This window comes from Roseobacter ponti, assembly GCF_012932215.1.
In the GTDB taxonomy this organism is placed as follows: Bacteria; Pseudomonadota; Alphaproteobacteria; order Rhodobacterales; family Rhodobacteraceae; genus Roseobacter; species Roseobacter ponti.
In genome coordinates, this window is the sequence record NZ_CP048788.1 from 2,907,635 (window position 1) to 2,923,072 (window position 15,438).

Annotated in this window: 14 protein-coding genes; all 14 read right to left on the reverse strand. The window is 60.1% G+C overall.

Going from position 1 to position 15,438, the window contains the following annotated elements:
• Window positions 1-37: 37 nt before the first annotated feature.
• Window positions 38-1,240, reverse strand: coding sequence for a hypothetical protein (locus tag G3256_RS13795; RefSeq protein ID WP_169641375.1), 1,203 nt, complete (start codon window positions 1,238-1,240; stop codon window positions 38-40).
• Window positions 1,241-1,320: 80 nt separating this feature from the next.
• The gene (locus G3256_RS13800) at window positions 1,321-2,286 is read right to left on the reverse strand and encodes a cupin domain-containing protein (protein ID WP_169641376.1); all 966 of its coding nucleotides are present in this window, start codon (window positions 2,284-2,286) and stop codon (window positions 1,321-1,323) included.
• A complete protein-coding gene (locus tag G3256_RS13805) occupies window positions 2,283-2,915 on the reverse strand; it encodes a pyridoxamine 5'-phosphate oxidase family protein (protein WP_169641377.1) in 633 nt (210 codons plus the stop codon). Before G3256_RS13805 ends, G3256_RS13800 begins: the two co-directional genes overlap by 4 nt.
• 3 nt (window positions 2,916-2,918) lie before the next feature.
• On the reverse strand, window positions 2,919-3,887 hold the full coding sequence (locus tag G3256_RS13810) for a nuclear transport factor 2 family protein (protein ID WP_169641378.1): 969 nt from the start codon (window positions 3,885-3,887) through the stop codon (window positions 2,919-2,921).
• 3 nt (window positions 3,888-3,890) lie between these two features.
• Window positions 3,891-4,898, reverse strand: a complete 1,008-nt coding sequence (locus tag G3256_RS13815) for a LacI family DNA-binding transcriptional regulator (RefSeq protein WP_169641379.1) — start codon at window positions 4,896-4,898, stop codon at window positions 3,891-3,893.
• 31 nt (window positions 4,899-4,929) lie between these two features.
• The gene (locus G3256_RS13820) at window positions 4,930-5,691 is read right to left on the reverse strand and encodes an SDR family NAD(P)-dependent oxidoreductase (RefSeq protein ID WP_169641380.1); all 762 of its coding nucleotides are present in this window, start codon (window positions 5,689-5,691) and stop codon (window positions 4,930-4,932) included.
• Window positions 5,688-6,734 (reverse strand): ester cyclase, encoded by a 1,047-nt coding sequence (locus G3256_RS13825; protein WP_217626491.1) that lies wholly within the window; start codon window positions 6,732-6,734, stop codon window positions 5,688-5,690. Before G3256_RS13825 ends, G3256_RS13820 begins: the two co-directional genes overlap by 4 nt.
• A gap of 50 nt (window positions 6,735-6,784) precedes the next feature.
• Window positions 6,785-8,113, reverse strand: a complete 1,329-nt coding sequence (hisD, locus tag G3256_RS13830) for a histidinol dehydrogenase (protein ID WP_169641381.1) — start codon at window positions 8,111-8,113, stop codon at window positions 6,785-6,787.
• A gap of 12 nt (window positions 8,114-8,125) precedes the next feature.
• Window positions 8,126-8,656 carry an ester cyclase gene (locus G3256_RS13835; protein ID WP_169641382.1) on the reverse strand — a complete coding sequence of 177 codons (531 nt, stop codon included), beginning with the start codon at window positions 8,654-8,656 and terminating at the stop codon, window positions 8,126-8,128.
• Window positions 8,657-8,753: 97 nt separating this feature from the next.
• Window positions 8,754-9,911 carry a carbohydrate ABC transporter permease gene (locus tag G3256_RS13840; RefSeq protein WP_169641383.1) on the reverse strand — a complete coding sequence of 386 codons (1,158 nt, stop codon included), beginning with the start codon at window positions 9,909-9,911 and terminating at the stop codon, window positions 8,754-8,756.
• Window positions 9,911-10,936, reverse strand: coding sequence for a carbohydrate ABC transporter permease (locus tag G3256_RS13845; protein WP_169641384.1), 1,026 nt, complete (start codon window positions 10,934-10,936; stop codon window positions 9,911-9,913). The genes G3256_RS13840 and G3256_RS13845 overlap by 1 nt, the downstream gene beginning before the upstream one ends.
• A 132-nt stretch (window positions 10,937-11,068) precedes the next feature.
• On the reverse strand, window positions 11,069-12,289 hold the full coding sequence (locus G3256_RS13850) for an ABC transporter substrate-binding protein (protein ID WP_169641385.1): 1,221 nt from the start codon (window positions 12,287-12,289) through the stop codon (window positions 11,069-11,071).
• Between the two features lie 82 nt (window positions 12,290-12,371).
• Entirely contained in the window at window positions 12,372-13,427 is a 1,056-nt protein-coding gene (locus G3256_RS13855; RefSeq protein WP_169641386.1) for an ABC transporter ATP-binding protein, read from the reverse strand.
• Window positions 13,428-14,132: 705 nt separating this feature from the next.
• Window positions 14,133-15,356, reverse strand: a complete 1,224-nt coding sequence (locus G3256_RS13860; RefSeq protein WP_169641387.1) for an acyl-CoA dehydrogenase — start codon at window positions 15,354-15,356, stop codon at window positions 14,133-14,135.
• Window positions 15,357-15,438: the final 82 nt, after the last annotated feature.

The following is a 15,438-nucleotide window of genomic DNA, read 5'->3' on the forward strand; positions in this document are numbered from 1 at the left end:
CGGGCCCCGCCACGAAGGGCAGACCCGGCATCAGTATTCAGGTTTCTGCCGGTTGCCGTGCCAGAAACCAGGTGTTCAGGCGCCACATTCCCCAGGCGAGCGGGATTGCAGCAAACCCGCCGGCAGCATAGGCCAGCGGCTCGTCATAAAAAGTCTCGAAAGCCTGGGTATAGGCATGAATCGCCGCAAAGGTGACCGCCGCGTTGAAAATCCCGCGCATGTTTTTGTGGGCCGACCAGAAGATGATCCCCGCCAGTGAAAGTGCCCAGACAATCGTAAAAACATTCTCATGCACAGTGAGGGCTGTGTCGCGGAAAGCAGCAAGGCTGTCGCGCCAGTCTTCATAAGACAGACCGGACCGGTGCATCGCAGACCCCGGACCCCAGATTGTTTCGCCCACCACATCTCCCCAGAGGCTGCCGACGAGCGCGCAAAGACTGGCGACGATAAACGCCATGATCAGATGGATGCGTGCATGGCGCGCCGTGCGTTCGGGCGTTCGGCGTGCGACCAGCACCATCAGCACGACCAGCGCGCACATCTGCATGATTGAGAGCGTCGGTTCGGGGGAGTAAAACACGTAGGCCGCGTGGAAGTAAAACGTGCCGGTGTCGAGGGCCTGGGCAAAGGGCACGATCGCGAGTGCGGAAACAAGGCGCACGTCGGTAAACCAGCCTGCCCCGGCAATGGCTGCAGCCGCATAGAGCCAGAAGGCCGCAACCGGCAGACCGCTGGCCCCGCTTTCATGCACCAGATACCCGACACCTGTGAGATGAAGCGCCAGCGCCATGAGGGTCACTGCACCGGTCACAAAACGCGTGGTCAGCCGGTTATGGTGCATCGCCCAGGCTACAGGCACTGCCACGACGGCGCCTGCGATTGCCATCACCGGCCCGGCAATACTCTCAAAGTTGCCGGCAAGTTCAAACCCCGCTCCGCCGATCAGCATGCCCGCACCGATCAGCGATGCGGCATTGCCGAACATTGCATAAAGCGCAGGACCCTGGCGGAGGGTCAGCAAACCGGCACCGGCCAGCAGAATACCGGAAACGGCAACCAGCATTGCATCGGCAAGCCAGAAGATCAGGCCAAAGGTTGCAAAGACGATTCCGGTGCACAAAACGGCATTGATGGCGAGCGTTACCATTGTGCTGCGCGCGCGGGCTTCGATGATTCTGGCCGCGGTTTGGGAGATAACCCCCTCTTCCAACAGTATTTCTGTATCTGCGATCGTGTACATTACTCACTCCATGAACGTTGTTCACGCCGTAAATAACCTGATCTTCCTGGTCGTTCAAGCATTTTGTGAACAGTGTTCATTTATGCCAGCCAGGTGGCACCTGCCGGATCATCCGTGCCGACGATGTGATACATGCTTGCCTCCCCGGTCATCGCCGGTACGGCAGTATGCTGCAGATCCGCAGGTATCGAGCAGGTATCTCCGGGGTTCAGCACCGCCTCACCACCCTCCCAGATCAGCCGCCAGTGTCCGCGCACAGGCATAAGCACCGAAGGCCGGTCATGCGCGTGCATGTCGGTGCTGGCAGACCCGCGCGTCAGGAAGCCAACCTCGAAACCGGGCTTGTCGCGGATCACGCCCTTTTCACCGATGACGAGAACCGGCTCTTTGCCGGCCAGGGACATCAGGTCATTATACCGGCGCACCCCATACCCCACGACCTGCGCAGGCGTCATCTCGGGATAGCTTTTCAGCTCCTCTTCGTTCAGCACAGGCATCGGGCTGACACCATCGGGCAGGCTCTCCCCTTTTTTGCTGTCATAGAGTTTGCCGTTCTGCCCCAGGACAAGGCCGTGGTCACGCGCGTCTTCGATGACCTGGGGCGCCCAGATGACGCCGCCGCCCGCATCATCCCCGCCAAGGACCGCCATAATCATCCCGTAATCAGTTCCGATGTTCTCAAAACCGCGGAAAATGCCGGTGGGGATATTGATTATATCGCCTACTTCCAGCACCACTTCGCCGGCGTCGCCGTAGCGTCCCCAGAAAAACCGCCAGCGGCCCTTGAGCACAAAGAAGACCTCGGCCGTGCGGTGGCTGTGCAAGGAGTTCCGGCATTTCGGCGGCTGTCCCGCGGCACCGATGTTGAACCCGTGCGGGATTGTAATATGCACGTGCTGGTCCGCGCTCTCCGACACGCCGCCGCCGATGATCGTGAAGTTTTCCTTCTGATCACTGCCCGGCGTATGGGCGTCGATAAAGGCGGTTTTACAGGGTTGCAGGTCACCATACCGGACGATGCGGGCTTCCATCTCAGACGGGGTCATTTCGTTTCTCTTTCTGTTTGCGCACGCAGAGCCGCCAGTTCGGCCTCAAGCTCTGCATTGCGTTTTTCAAGACGTTCCATTTCGGGGCCGACGAGCCGCGCGATTTCGTTCGTGTCAAACCGGGGGGTGATGAACTGCGGACAGTTCCAGTCAAAGGCCTCAATGCGAATGCGCACCGTACGCTCGACCTTTCCCCCGCCTTCTGTGTGTAGCGCCTTTGCCAGGTCCGGGTCGGCATCGGCAGCGATCATCGCCGCGTGACCGATCAGTTTCAGCCGGGCCTGACGCGCATAATCCATTGCGAAAAGGCTCACCCGCCCGCTGCCGCGCAGATGCCCGGAACTGACGTACTGCCGGTTCCCGCGGTAATCGGCAAATCCGATGGTCTGCGGATCGAGCACTTTGATAAACCCCGCGGGGCCGCCCCGGTGCTGCACATAGGGCCAGCCGGTCGCGGACACTGTGGCCATATAGAGCGAGGTGCGCGCGGTCAGAAAGGCAGTCTCGTCCCCGCCGAGACCTTCAGGTGCCGGACGTTCGGCCATGCGGGCATAGGTGTCATAAGAGCCCTGTGCCCGCTGCTCGGCCTCGACCGCGCCGGTAAACATGATCCTGCCGAAGTGCTCCATCGCTCAGCCTGTTTGCAGCAGGATCTGTTTCCAGACCGCCGTTTCGTCAAAGATCACATATTCGCGCCGCAGCCCCCATGGGCCGAACTCGGCGTGACACATGCCGAGCAGATAGATATCCGTGCCCGTCGGTGTGCCGAAAGTGCCCCAGCCGCTGTGTTTCCCGCTCAGCGACCAGCGCAGGGCCGCACGGGGCGGCATCAGAAGGTCATCGCGCCCGATCTGGTGATCAATCTGAAATGTGGCATCGGGAAAAGACGCGCGCAGCCCCATCCAGAACTGATCAACGTCCCCATGGCTGTGCCCCGTCACGCCGCCGGGGTATTCCACGTGCACGGCACGATCGTATTCTTTCGGGATCGCGGCCATATCGGCGCCCATGATCCGTGTCACGATATCCGCGTATTTCTGCCCCCAGGCGTTATCATTGCCGCGCCCCTTATAAGGACCAGGCCTGTCATTGGCCGGGCTCAGCGGTTTGACGCAGTGTTCCGGCCCGCCCTCTTTCTCGATCAGCGCCGCCGCGTATTCGCGCGGGTCCTGACCGAGCTGGCGCACGATCGCACCCTGATCCCGGATCAGCCATTCATCGTTGATCTGATTGTTTATGGCATGGCAGTCCGCAAGAATACGGTAGGTCAGCCGCTTTCCCGTCGCTTTGCCATAAACACCGTCGCGGGCATGTGTCGCTGTGCTCAGCAGACGATGCGAGGACAGCATCCCCTCCTCGGGTGTGCCCGACCAGATAACGTCTTCCCCCAGCAGCGTCCGGTCGGGGAATTCAGCCAGCGTGGCCATCGTCGCCCCGATGACATTCCGGTTGCCCACCACGACCGACGCAGGTGTGCGCACAACGATATCGTCCGAGTAATACCGGTGCAGGGTGGCAATGCCGCGGTCTTCCCAGATTTCTTTGGTTATACCGATGATATAATCGGGAAAATCCGTGAATTTCTCGTCAAAGCCTTGCATGGGTCATACCTTTGGTTTGCGGGCGGAGCCGCGGATAATCAGCGGGCCGTCCAGCGCAATGCGCCGGGGCGGCGTTTCCTCATCGTTCAGACGGTCCATCAGAACCGAAACGGTCTCGGCGACCATGCGGTTGGCCGGCTGGCGCACGGTGGTGAGATCATAACTTGGCCAGTGCGAGAGTGTCACGTCGTCATAGCCCACAACAGAAACGTCCTGCGGCACGCGCAGGCCCAGCTCAAAGCGCAGCACATCCATCACGGCAAAGGCCATGTGATCATTGGCGACAAAGACGGCGTCGGGCTTTTCTGCGACTGAAAACATTGAGCGTGCGGCAGCTTTGGCGACCTCGAAGTTAAAATCGCCCGCGGCTCGCGCAAAAAGCACATGGCCTGCATCCCTGAGGCCGGCAATGAACCCCGCCTCGCGGTCGATCTGGGTCGAGGCACCTTCCCAGCCGGCAATATGTGCGATGCGTTCATGACCGCCGGCCACAAGAAACTCTGCGAGTTTGCGCCCGCCGGACACGTTGTCCGAGGTGACACTGGACAGACGGTTGTCATACTGATGCCGGTTGAAGAGAACGATCGGAATGCCCAGCCCCTCGCAGCGTTCGGTCAGATTGTTCGACAGGCCGACAGAAGCCGCAATGATACCATCCACCTGATAGTCGAGCAGTTCATCGATTACCTTCCCTGTGGTCTCTGCGTCGTTGGAAGCCATGAAGACCAGCACGTGATAGCCCTGCGCCTGCAACGCGCGTGAGAGCCGCTCGATGGCTTCGGGGTAGAACTGGTTTTCAAGATAGGCGACCACCAGACCGATGATGCGGCTGCGCCCCGTGATGAGCGAGCGCGCCAGCACGTTCGGCCGGTACCCCAGGCGCGTTGCGGCCTTGCGCACCTTGTCGCGGGTGCTTTTGCTTACAGAGGCGCCGGGCGTAAACACCCGGCTGACGGCCGAGCGGCTGACCCCGGCCATTTCGGCCACATCGAGAGAGGTCACCTTCCCCATGGCGCACTCCGAAATATATGCTGCGCGGGCATCATCCTGCCGTCCAGCCGCCGTCGATCAGCATTGAGGTGCCCGTGACCATGGCCGAGGCATCGCTGGCCAGAAAGACCGCAGCCCCCATAATATCCTCAACCTCACCAACGCGCGGCAACCTGATCTTTTCCATAATCCAGGCGAGGCGCTCCGGGCTGGCAAAGGTCTCTTTTGTGAGTGGCGTGCGGATAAAGGTGGGGCAGATCGTATTGATCCGGATGCCCGCCCTGCCCCATTCGATGGCCATGGACTTCACCATGCCCTCAAGGGCGTGTTTGGAAGCGCAGTACACCGCGCGGTCCACACCGCCGACGTGCCCCATCTGGCTCGAGATATGGATGACCGAGCCTGGCCGGCCGGCCGCAATCAGCGCCCGTGCGGCACAGACCGAGAGGAAGTAGGCGCTGCGCAGATTGATATTCATTACCGCATCAAAATCGTCAGGCGTCGTTTCGGTGGCCGGGCTGTGCCGCGCAAGCCCCGCAGAATTGATCACCACGTCAAAAGGGTCGGCAAAAGCGGCCTCTAGGGCGCCGAGATCCGTCTGATCAAGAACCATGGCTTCGGCTGAAAGGCCGGCGGCGGCCATCGCATCTGTGCACTCCTGCAGGGGGCCTGGACGCCGCGCAGCACAAACCACATGCGCCCCCGCCTCCGCCAGCGCCACCGCGCAGCCCAGACCGATGCCCGAGGAGGCGCCGGTGACCAGCGCCCGCCGTCCGGTCAGATCAAAGCCGGGCGATTTCGGCAGATCGCTCATAAGGCCACCCCCGTTTCCGGATCAAACCCGGTGCGTGCCTTGTTGAACTCGCGCATCCGCGCCAGCACATCGACACCGATCTGGTCATACATATGCAGCAGATCGACCAGTACCCAGTTCTCGCGGATCAGTCCCTCTTCGATCCGCCAGAAATCAAGACTGCGCATCGCGATCTTTTTGTCCGGCGGTGCGATGCCCAGCCAGCCGCCATGACTGATCGTCTGATACATATCCGGCCAGCCGGTCACTGCCGCATAGGCTCTGTCGCCAAAAAAGTGGTATTCAATCTCGTCCACATACTTCCCGCGGTCGGGCATCGCGTTCAGAAACGGGATCTGGTGCCAGTGCCGGAACCCGCGCTGGCCGCGACCGGTGCCGATACCGGCAGGCCCGTACCAGGACATGCGCGGGTGCCAGAAACGGTCCATCTCCATCACCTCCGGGCCGCCTTCGGCGGGGTGTTTCTTGAGATGCTCCAGCATATCGATGATCAGTTGACAGCTGGCCTCGCCGGCTGTCGCGTCGCAGGGGCCGGGAACAAGCCCGTCTGAGCTAGCAGGTCCCGGCACATGCCATTCCCGGCCCAGCGACGGGCTCATCGGCCAGGCGCCGGCCTGCATCATCACCTCAGGCAGATCCCAGAGCGCCTGCATCTCGGTGATTTTGCCGTCTTCGAACCGGTAAAACTCATGAAACCGCATATGCACCATGTGCCCGGTCGGCGGGATATCCAGCCAGGGCGCCATGAAAGCCCCGGTCCAGTATCCACCGCAGCCGACCCAGTCCGCACCCTCGGGCGTCGGCCCTGCCATGACAATATAGTCGCGCCGCTCCAGATCGGGCCAGGCCCGCAGCAACGGCCCGAAAACCCGCTCCGTAAACGCATCCACCCCGTGAATGGTCTCAAAGGGAAACGAGAGCCGGAAAATGACATCCGGCGCGCAGATTTCATGAAGCGCCCGGCGCACGGCTCCGGCGTCAAAATTATACATCGCTGCGCGCAGAGGCCCGATCAGCTTCTTATGGTCTGTGTGTTTGTCCATTACGTCTTCCGGCAATGATTACTGCACAGGCGGCGCAGCGCCCGGGCCCCCTATTCCGCGGCTTCGCGTGCGGGTGCGCCCTCTCCGTAGGGCACATTCACACCGCCATAGCGCCGCACCCGCAGGTTGCATTGCTCGGCATGCCCGACAAATCCTTCAAGCATGCACAGCCGCGAGCCGTAAGCGCCGATTTCAGCTGCGGCCTCATCCGTCAGAATCCTCTGGTAGCTGTGCGTTTTCAGGAACTTGCCCACCCACAATCCGCCGGTATAGCGCCCGGCTTTGCGGGTCGGCAGCGTGTGGTTCGTCCCGATGACCTTGTCGCCGTTGGCGACATTCGTGCGCGGTCCCAGAAAAAGTGCGCCGTAGCAGGTCATATGCTCAAGGAACCAGTCATCGCGTTCAGTCATCACCTGCACATGCTCAGACGCGATGTCATCGGCCACCTCCAGCATCTCCTCCCAGGTGTCACAGACAATCACTTCGCCGTAGTCTTCCCAGCTTACCCGCGCGGTGCCCGCCGTCGGCAGTATCCCGAGGATGCGGTCAATCTCTGAAAGCGTTTCTTCTGCCAGACGGCGCGAGTTTGTCAGCAGCACGGCAGGCGAATTATACCCGTGCTCAGCCTGCCCCAGCAGATCGGTGGCGCACATTTCCGCATCCACCGTTTCATCCGCGATCACCATGGTTTCGGTCGGTCCGGCGAAGAGATCAATGCCGACACGCCCGAAAAGCTGTCGCTTGGCTTCTGCCACAAAAGCATTACCCGGCCCGACCAGCATGTGCACCGGCTCGATGGTATCTGTGCCGATCGCCATTGCACCCACTGCCTGGATGCCGCCCAGCACGTAAATCTCATGCGCCCCGCCCAGATGCATCGCCGCAATGACGCCAGGGTTTGGCTTCCCCTGAAAGGGCGGCGTGCAGGCGATGATCCGCGGCACGCCGGCAACGCTGGCCGTGGCCACAGACATGTGCGCGGAGGCGACCATCGGAAATTTGCCACCCGGCACATAGCAGCCAACCGACTGAACGGGGATATTTTTGTGCCCCAGAATCACCCCGGGCATGGTTTCCACTTCGATGTCGAGCATCGATGCACGCTGCGCCTCGGCAAAGTTGCGTACCTGGGTCTGAGCAAAGCGGATGTCTTCCAGTTCGCGCGGGCTGAGCTGTGCGATCAGATCCTCGATCTCCGCAGTGCTCAGCCGGAAAGATGCCGGTGTGTAACTGTCAAAGCTTTCGCTGAGTTCGCGCACCGCCACATCGCCGCGCGCCTCGATATCGGCCAGGGCTGTCTCAACCGCTGCCCGCGTTTTTGCATCATCATCTGCCCGCTCTGTATCGGACTTGCCGCGCTTCAGATACTCAATCGCCATCTCTCTCTTCCCTCACTGACCGGGACGCGGGGGCGTTTTTTCGCCCCGGTCAAAGGCCTCCCAGCCCTCGCCCCCGAAAACATCTTTGTCGAGCTGCGCCAGCACATGCGGAAAATCCACCATGACGTGGTTGTCCGTGATTTTTCCGTCCACGACCTTCCAGAAATCCATATACCGGATCTCAACCCGCCTGCCGGTTGGCGCGATGCCCATAAACTCCCCCGAGTGGGTCGCTTCCTGGCGGCCGAATGCGGCAGCCCACTCGCCCATGTAAAGCCGCGCTTCATCGATACAGACCTTATCCGAAAAAGCTGCCTGGAACGGGCGCTGCCAGTTTTCCTGAAACTCGCGCAGCCCGTTTTTGGTCCCGCACCCCTGGTTTCCCGACCACCGGAAACTTTCGGCGAAAAACGCGCCAATATCATCAATGCGGTGATCATTCAGACCATCGACCATGCCTTCGATCACGCGGCGTGTCTCGTCGGTTCTGCTCATATCCGTGCCTTTTGTCAGCACGGCCTGTTCAGGTCTTGAGCCCTTCATCGCGTCGCTCCTGTGCATTGACCGCCCGGCGCGTGCGACGCAGTGCGGACGTGCAGAGATCGGGCCGCAGGAGCGTGCTCTGCCGGTCCGCTGCCCATCAGCCTTTCACGGCTCCTGCTGTCAGACCGCTGACGATCTGCCGCTGAAAGACCATGACCAGCAAAAAGAGCGGCGCCGTGATCGACACTGCGGCGGCAACCGCTTCAACCTGATCGGTCGTTGTCGTTTCGCGGTTGAAGTAGCCGGCGATGGCCGGAACCATGGTCTGGTTCTGTGCATCCAGCAGCAGCGACGTTACGAGAAAATCGTTATATCCCAGCAGGAAGCTGAACAGACCCGTGGTAATGACACCCGGCCACATCACCGGCATGATCACCCTGCGGAACGCCTGAAAGTGCGAGCAGCCATCGACACGGGCGGCCTCATCAAGTTCAGCCGGGATGTTCTGGAAGAAAGACCTCAGCATCCAGATCGTAAACGGCTGGTTGATAGACACGAGCACCGCAATCACTGCCCAGGGCTGACCATAAAGCGTGGGAGCACCTTCGCCGAAGATCGGGCGCAGGATTTCGGAAGAGTTGATGAAGACCGGCAGATAGCCTGCGACAAGCACCGAATGCGGCAGCGCGCGGAAGACCAGCGCGAGGATCAGCAGCCAGAAAGCCAGATCCGAGCCCGAGCGTGCCAGCCCGTAGCCTGCAAGTGTCCCCACGGTCAGAGAGATCGTCACGACGCCGGCTGTCACAAGCATGGAGTTCAGGAAGTTGCGGTAGAACTCATTTTCACCCCAGACAGCCACGTAGTGTTCGGTTGTCAGGCCCAGAACCGGCGTGCCAAGCGGGCCGAGAATGCTGTTGAGAACACCCAGAACCAGCGGCAGCAGCCCGAAAAAGATCAGAATGAAGGCCACCGCATAAAGCACAGCACCAAAGACCCAGCCCAGCACGAGATATCCCGGCGGGCAGTACCGCCGCACAAGCCCCGGCAGGCGGGTAAATGCCCAGCGGATCGCAAAGAAAAGCACGATCAGACCAATGATGATATCCGGCACTGAAAGCCCGTCCCCGTTCGCCCGAGTGGCCGGGCCGAATATCACATCCAGCGGACTGGCGGCAAAGGCATCGACGGGAGATTTGAAGCTCATGACCGCGATCCAGAAGATCGGGAAGGCTGCGAGAATACACCAGAAGGCCAGAAACGCGCCGGAGGAGAAACGCAGCGCAAAAGACTGCTGCATGGCTTTGGGCGTGGACATCAGTGGGCGCTCCCTTTGTGGTCGCGCCAGGTGCGGCGCAGCGGCAGAACAAGCAGGAATACGATGCCGATCATGGTCAGCATGGCGGAGGCGGATGCCCTCGAAATGGCCCGGTTGCCCGCATCATCCGGCGTCATGAAGTCATAGGTCAGCCACTGCAGCGAGATCACATGCGCCTGGCTGCGGAAGCCCACGATTTCTTCGAAGACACGGTAGCAGTCCATCAGGTGAATAAGCGCGATGAAAACGATGAGCGGCATCAGGTGCGGCACGATGACGTGGCGCAGACGCTCCCAGCGGCTCGCACCGTCGATCACAGCTGATTCCAGTGTGTCCATGTTCACGGTCTGCAGCCCCGCGTAAAAGATCACAAAGGCAAAGGGTGCAACATGCCAGACCCGGTAGAAGTACATCAGCAGTTCAATCGTCCAGGCCTGAGCGAACATTGAAATATTAGTGCCGGTCCAGCGTTCCATCATGGCCGTCAGGATGCCGTCACCAACAAAAAGCCAGTAGATCGAGAGTGATCCGATGACCGGTGTGATGATAAACGGCAGCAGCGAGACGAAGATCACCGGCCCGCGGATTGTCCGGGCCGCATTGTTGACCGCAAGCGCGATCGCAAGGCCGACACCAATAACAAGCGGCAGGGTCAGCAGCGTGAAGGACAGCGTAAAGCGCAGGGCGCGCCAGAAGTCGATCTGCATGATGTCATTCCAGCTGCCGTTGCCAACGGCCTCCCAGAACTTGTCCATTTGCAGGACGTTCCGGTAACTTTCCAGACCGACCCAGCGGGTTTCGGTAATGGTCTTGCCGTCTTCGCCAAGCACCGGGACCGTTTTGATCTCTGTTGTGCAGGTCTGAGTCAGAAAGCCTGGTGTGCAGGTCTCGACCTCGACCTGCTCAAGCACAGGCTGGGTAACCTGAAAGCTCTGGATGAACACGCTGACGAGGGGGGCCGCGATGAACAGAAGCATCATGAACACGGACGGGCCGACAAATGCTGCAAATGTTTTGAATTTCATCAGGTTATCCTCGCGCGGAGCCGGTTTGCAAAGGCATCGGGTAAAGTTTGCAAACTGCGTTCTGTGCGCGTCGTGCAAACGGCCCGTCAGGTCGGGGAGCGGCCGGAGATGTCCGGCCGCTCCCCTTAGACATTACTTCAGAACGCCTGCTTCTTTGGCCGAAGTGGTATAGGCCTCGTCAATCGCGACCAGCGTCGCCTCGGCATCGCGCTCGCCCGTCAGGAAGGCCGGCAACTCATTGCCAAGTGCTGTGTGCAGCAGACCCATCTGAGTGGTGGAGGGATAGGCCGGGGGCGCCGGAACGGCCGTCGCCGTCTCGATCGCACCCTTGGCGATTTCGGTCGGCTGATAGCCGTTCACCAGCCAGATCGCCGCGTCATTGGCGCTCGCGACCATCTCTGTGTCGAGGCCTTCCATCGCCAGACGGAAAGCTGCGTCGGCTTCCTCGTCGCTGATGTTGCTGGCAATCACGATGCCGTCCCACCAGAGCGTGGTGGCCGGTGCGCCGTCTGCAGTGGCTCTGGGGGCCGCTGACATCGCAATCTTGCCTACGACCTGGCTTTCAGCCTCATCGTTCATGGCGCCCGCACGGCTGGCCCAGAGGTTGGCCATGGCGATTTTGCCCTGCTGGAACTGCTGCTGGACGTAAGTGGAGTCGCTGACCAGCACTTCCGGGTCAGTGTAATCCAGTGCTTTTTTCATAGTTTCCAGCGCGGCCATACCGGCCTCGGAATTCACCGCTGTGGTGTTGTCGTCGTTAAAGAACGTGCCGCCAAACCCAGGATACATGTTTACGAATTCCTGCGCGAGGTTCCAACCCGACTTCATCGTGGCGCCAAGCGGATAATCGACAACGCCCGCCTCTTTAATCTGGTCCGCAGCCGCATAGACCTCATCCCAGGTCGTGGGCACTTCGATGCCGAGATCGGCAAGCACATCGGAGCGGTACATCAGGTGCTGTGTGTTCACCATCATTGCAATCGCCATGATCTGACCGTTGATGCGGATCAGCTGGTTGGGCGTGAGGTTCTGTCCGTATTTCTCGACCAGATCATCAAGCGGGCGGATCGTGCCGGCATTCAGCAGCGGCGTGATGGTACCATTGGAAACACCACCGATCTGATAAAGCGACGGGTTGGCCTCAAAGGCAGCCGGCTGTTTGGTGCGGAACTCCTGGTCAAGCTCGGCCTGGAAGTTTCCGCATTCCGCCATCGCGTCCGTCACCGCTTTCCACGCCTCAAATCCGGCGCTCAGTGATTTTACCGGCACCTCGTTTTCATAGGAACATGCGGCGAAGGCCGCGCTTCCCATGAGCGAGACGGCGCCCGCGAGTGCTATTCTCTTCAAAAACATATGCAAACTCCCTGTTGCGTATCGTTGGGTGCATCTTGCAAGTCTGCACCCTGTTGTGGCCCCTGTTCAGAGGAAAAAACCATCAGGATCTGTCAATCCGCGTGCCAGTGTCCTCGTCGAACAGGTGGCAGATGGAAACCGGCACAGAAAAGGAGATCATATCCCCGATCTCTGCGCGGAATTCTTTATGTGCTTTGACCGACACGAGCTGGCCGCCGGCCCGCACGGTCAGCATTGTCGCGTCGCCCAGAAGCTCAATGGTATAGATGGGTGCGGTGATCTGGCCGCTGTTGCCTTCGGCGAGGGTCGCATCTTCCGCCCGGAACCCAAGTTTGACCGGTCCGTCCGCGGCGGTCAGGCCGGAGATCGACACGTTTTTACCCTCAAAAGTGCCGCTCTTGATCGTGCCGTCCATCAGGTTCATCGCCGGGCTTCCGATGAAGCTCGCGACAAAGGTATTGGCGGGATGGTCGTAAATATCCGTTGGTGTGCCGACCTGCTGCACCTTGCCCTGTTTCATCACCACCACCCGGTCGGCGAGCGTCATGGCTTCTATCTGGTCATGGGTTACATACACGGTTGTGACCTTCAGCTCATGGCTGAGATTTTTGATCTGCGCGCGGGTAGAGACACGCAGTTTGGCGTCGAGATTGGAGAGCGGCTCATCCATCAGGAATACATTGGGCTCACGCACGATGGCCCGCGCCAGCGCCACGCGCTGCCTCTGCCCCCCGGAAAGCTCGGCGGGCTTGCGGTGCAGGAAATCATCCAGCTCGACCATCGCAGAGGCGCGGCGCACGCGTTCGTCATGCTCTGCCTCGGGCACTTTGCGCACCTTCAGAGGGAAGCGGATATTCTCGTAGACATTCATGTTCGGGTAGAGGCCGTATGACTGAAACACCATCGCCACATCGCGGTCTTTCGGGTCCAGATCATTAACCACGCGACCGTCGATAATGATCTCGCCCTCGGTGGCGTCTTCGAGACCTGCGATCATGCGCATTGTCGTCGTCTTGCCACAGCCGGAGGGCCCGAGCAGGACCAGAAATTCCTGATCCGCGATGGTCAGGTCGAAGCTGTCGACCCCGACAAAGCTCCCCCAGCGTTTGTTTACATTTCGCAGTTGAATTTCGGCCATGGTGCCCCCCGTTGACACGGACCCGCGGCTGCAGGCCTTCCTGACGCTAGTCACCGGCACGCGGACTTGGCAAGAGATTTTTGCAAACGTGTGCAAAAAATCATAAAGCAGATTACCGGGCTGATTGCTGACAGGGCAGTCTGTGCACGGCGGACCGCCATGTGACCGGTGTGTACAGATCGCCTCAGCCCGGCCCGGCATTTTCTGTCCAAAGGCTCACAGAGGGGCTGAGCCGGTGATTAGGCATCAATACAGTACCTTACGGACAAGAGATCGGTCGGGTTCAAATGCGCGGTGCCTGCCGCACCGTAAGATACCTGCCTGTGTCCGGGCGGTGGTTCCCTGCCGTTCCGACCAGACGGACAGCTGGTGCAATCCTGATCTGACGGCTTAGAAATGCATCCCGACGCCTCTTTTTTTCGGGCACCGGCGAGGCATCTGAACGGCGCTGTCGGAGCCCGCACTATCCCGGACCACGGATTACAGAGCGCGGAGATTGCGAATCACGCCGCGTCGCATCGTTGCGGCCCGCACCCGTCCGTTTTCGTGCAGACGAACTATAATGCCGGCGTGACCGGACAGCTCAACCGATCGTCAGCCAGACAAAAAAGAAGGCACGGACGCCCGGTGGTGCCTGTCATAGGGCGCAGGGCAGCTAACCCCCCCTGCCGAGCCCGACTCGTGTTAAATCCGGCGCCTGCCGTATCAGAAAAATGCCTGAATGCCCGTCTGCGCGCGTCCGAGGATCAGCGCATGCACATCGTGCGTACCCTCATAAGTATTCACGGTCTCAAGGTTCATCATATGCCGGATAACCTGAAATTCTCCGCTGATCCCGTTGCCGCCATGCATGTCCCGCGACATGCGAGCGATATCAAGCGCTTTCCCGCAGTTGTTGCGTTTGATGATGCTGATCATCTCAGGCGCGGCATTCGCTGCATCCATGAGCCGTCCGACCTGCAGGGAAGCCTGCAACCCCAGCGAAATTTCAGTCATCATATCCGCCAGTTTTTTCTGGAAAAGCTGCGTGCCGGCGAGCGGTTTGCCGAACTGGTGGCGGTCGAGACCATACTGGCGCGCTGCATGCCAGCAGAACTCCGCAGCCCCCATCACGCCCCAGCTGATGCCGTAACGCGCCCGGTTCAGACAGCCGAAGGGACCTTTGAGACCCTGCACATTGGGCAGCAGCGCCTCTTCGCTGACCTCGACACCGTCCATGACGATCTCGCCTGTCACCGAAGCCCGCAGGCTCAGCTTGTTGCCGACTTTTGGCGCGCTGAGGCCTTTCATGCCTTTTTCGAGCACAAAGCCGCGGATCTTGCCGCCATGCGCTTCCGATTTCGCCCAGACCACGAACACGTCCGCCACAGGCGCATTGGAAATCCACATTTTGGAGCCCGACAGGCGATACCCGGTGTCGGTTTTCACGGCACGGGTTTTCATGCCGGCGGGATCAGAGCCTGCGTCCGGCTCTGTCAGGCCAAAGCAGCCGATGAGATCACCTGAACACAGGCCCGGCAGGTATTTACGGCGCTGCGCCTCAGATCCGTAGGCGTAAATCGGATAGATCACGAGACTGGACTGCACTGACATCATCGACCGGTACCCTGAATCAACCCGTTCGATTTCACGCGCGACCAGGCCATAGGACACGTAAGATCCACCAAGGCCGCCATACTCTTCGGGCAGGGTAATACCGAGCAACCCCATGTCGCCCATTTCTTTGAAAATCGACGCATCCGTGGTCTCATTAGCAAAGGCCTCGATGGCGCGCGGCTGCAGCTTTTCCTCAGCATATGCCCTTGCGCTGTCACGGATCATGCGCTCGTCTTCTTCCAGCTGGTCTGACATCCGGAAAGGGTCTGACCAGTCGAAATTACCCAGATCGGGGGCATCTTTGGCTTTCAGTACGGGGGCTTCTACATTCATGACAGTTCCTCTCAACCGGCAGGTGCGGCAGTGCGCGTTGCCCTATTATTGCAAATCGGGACCGGAAAGACTAACGATGCTT

Excerpts from the sequence above, each read along its gene's own strand:
- G3256_RS13795 (WP_169641375.1), bottom strand. The coding sequence starts at position 1,240 with ATGTACACGATCGCAGATACAGAAATACTGTTGGAAGAGGGGGTTATC.
- G3256_RS13800 (WP_169641376.1), bottom strand. The coding sequence starts at position 2,286 with ATGACCCCGTCTGAGATGGAAGCCCGCATCGTCCGGTATGGTGACCTG.
- G3256_RS13805 (WP_169641377.1), bottom strand. The coding sequence starts at position 2,915 with ATGGAGCACTTCGGCAGGATCATGTTTACCGGCGCGGTCGAGGCCGAG.
- G3256_RS13810 (WP_169641378.1), bottom strand. The coding sequence starts at position 3,887 with ATGCAAGGCTTTGACGAGAAATTCACGGATTTTCCCGATTATATCATC.
- G3256_RS13815 (WP_169641379.1), bottom strand. The coding sequence starts at position 4,898 with ATGGGGAAGGTGACCTCTCTCGATGTGGCCGAAATGGCCGGGGTCAGC.
- G3256_RS13820 (WP_169641380.1), bottom strand. The coding sequence starts at position 5,691 with ATGAGCGATCTGCCGAAATCGCCCGGCTTTGATCTGACCGGACGGCGG.
- G3256_RS13825 (WP_217626491.1), bottom strand. The coding sequence starts at position 6,734 with ATGGACAAACACACAGACCATAAGAAGCTGATCGGGCCTCTGCGCGCA.
- hisD (WP_169641381.1), bottom strand. The coding sequence starts at position 8,113 with ATGGCGATTGAGTATCTGAAGCGCGGCAAGTCCGATACAGAGCGGGCA.
- G3256_RS13835 (WP_169641382.1), bottom strand. The coding sequence starts at position 8,656 with ATGAAGGGCTCAAGACCTGAACAGGCCGTGCTGACAAAAGGCACGGAT.
- G3256_RS13840 (WP_169641383.1), bottom strand. The coding sequence starts at position 9,911 with ATGTCCACGCCCAAAGCCATGCAGCAGTCTTTTGCGCTGCGTTTCTCC.
- G3256_RS13845 (WP_169641384.1), bottom strand. The coding sequence starts at position 10,936 with ATGAAATTCAAAACATTTGCAGCATTTGTCGGCCCGTCCGTGTTCATG.
- G3256_RS13850 (WP_169641385.1), bottom strand. The coding sequence starts at position 12,289 with ATGTTTTTGAAGAGAATAGCACTCGCGGGCGCCGTCTCGCTCATGGGA.
- G3256_RS13855 (WP_169641386.1), bottom strand. The coding sequence starts at position 13,427 with ATGGCCGAAATTCAACTGCGAAATGTAAACAAACGCTGGGGGAGCTTT.
- G3256_RS13860 (WP_169641387.1), bottom strand. The coding sequence starts at position 15,356 with ATGAATGTAGAAGCCCCCGTACTGAAAGCCAAAGATGCCCCCGATCTG.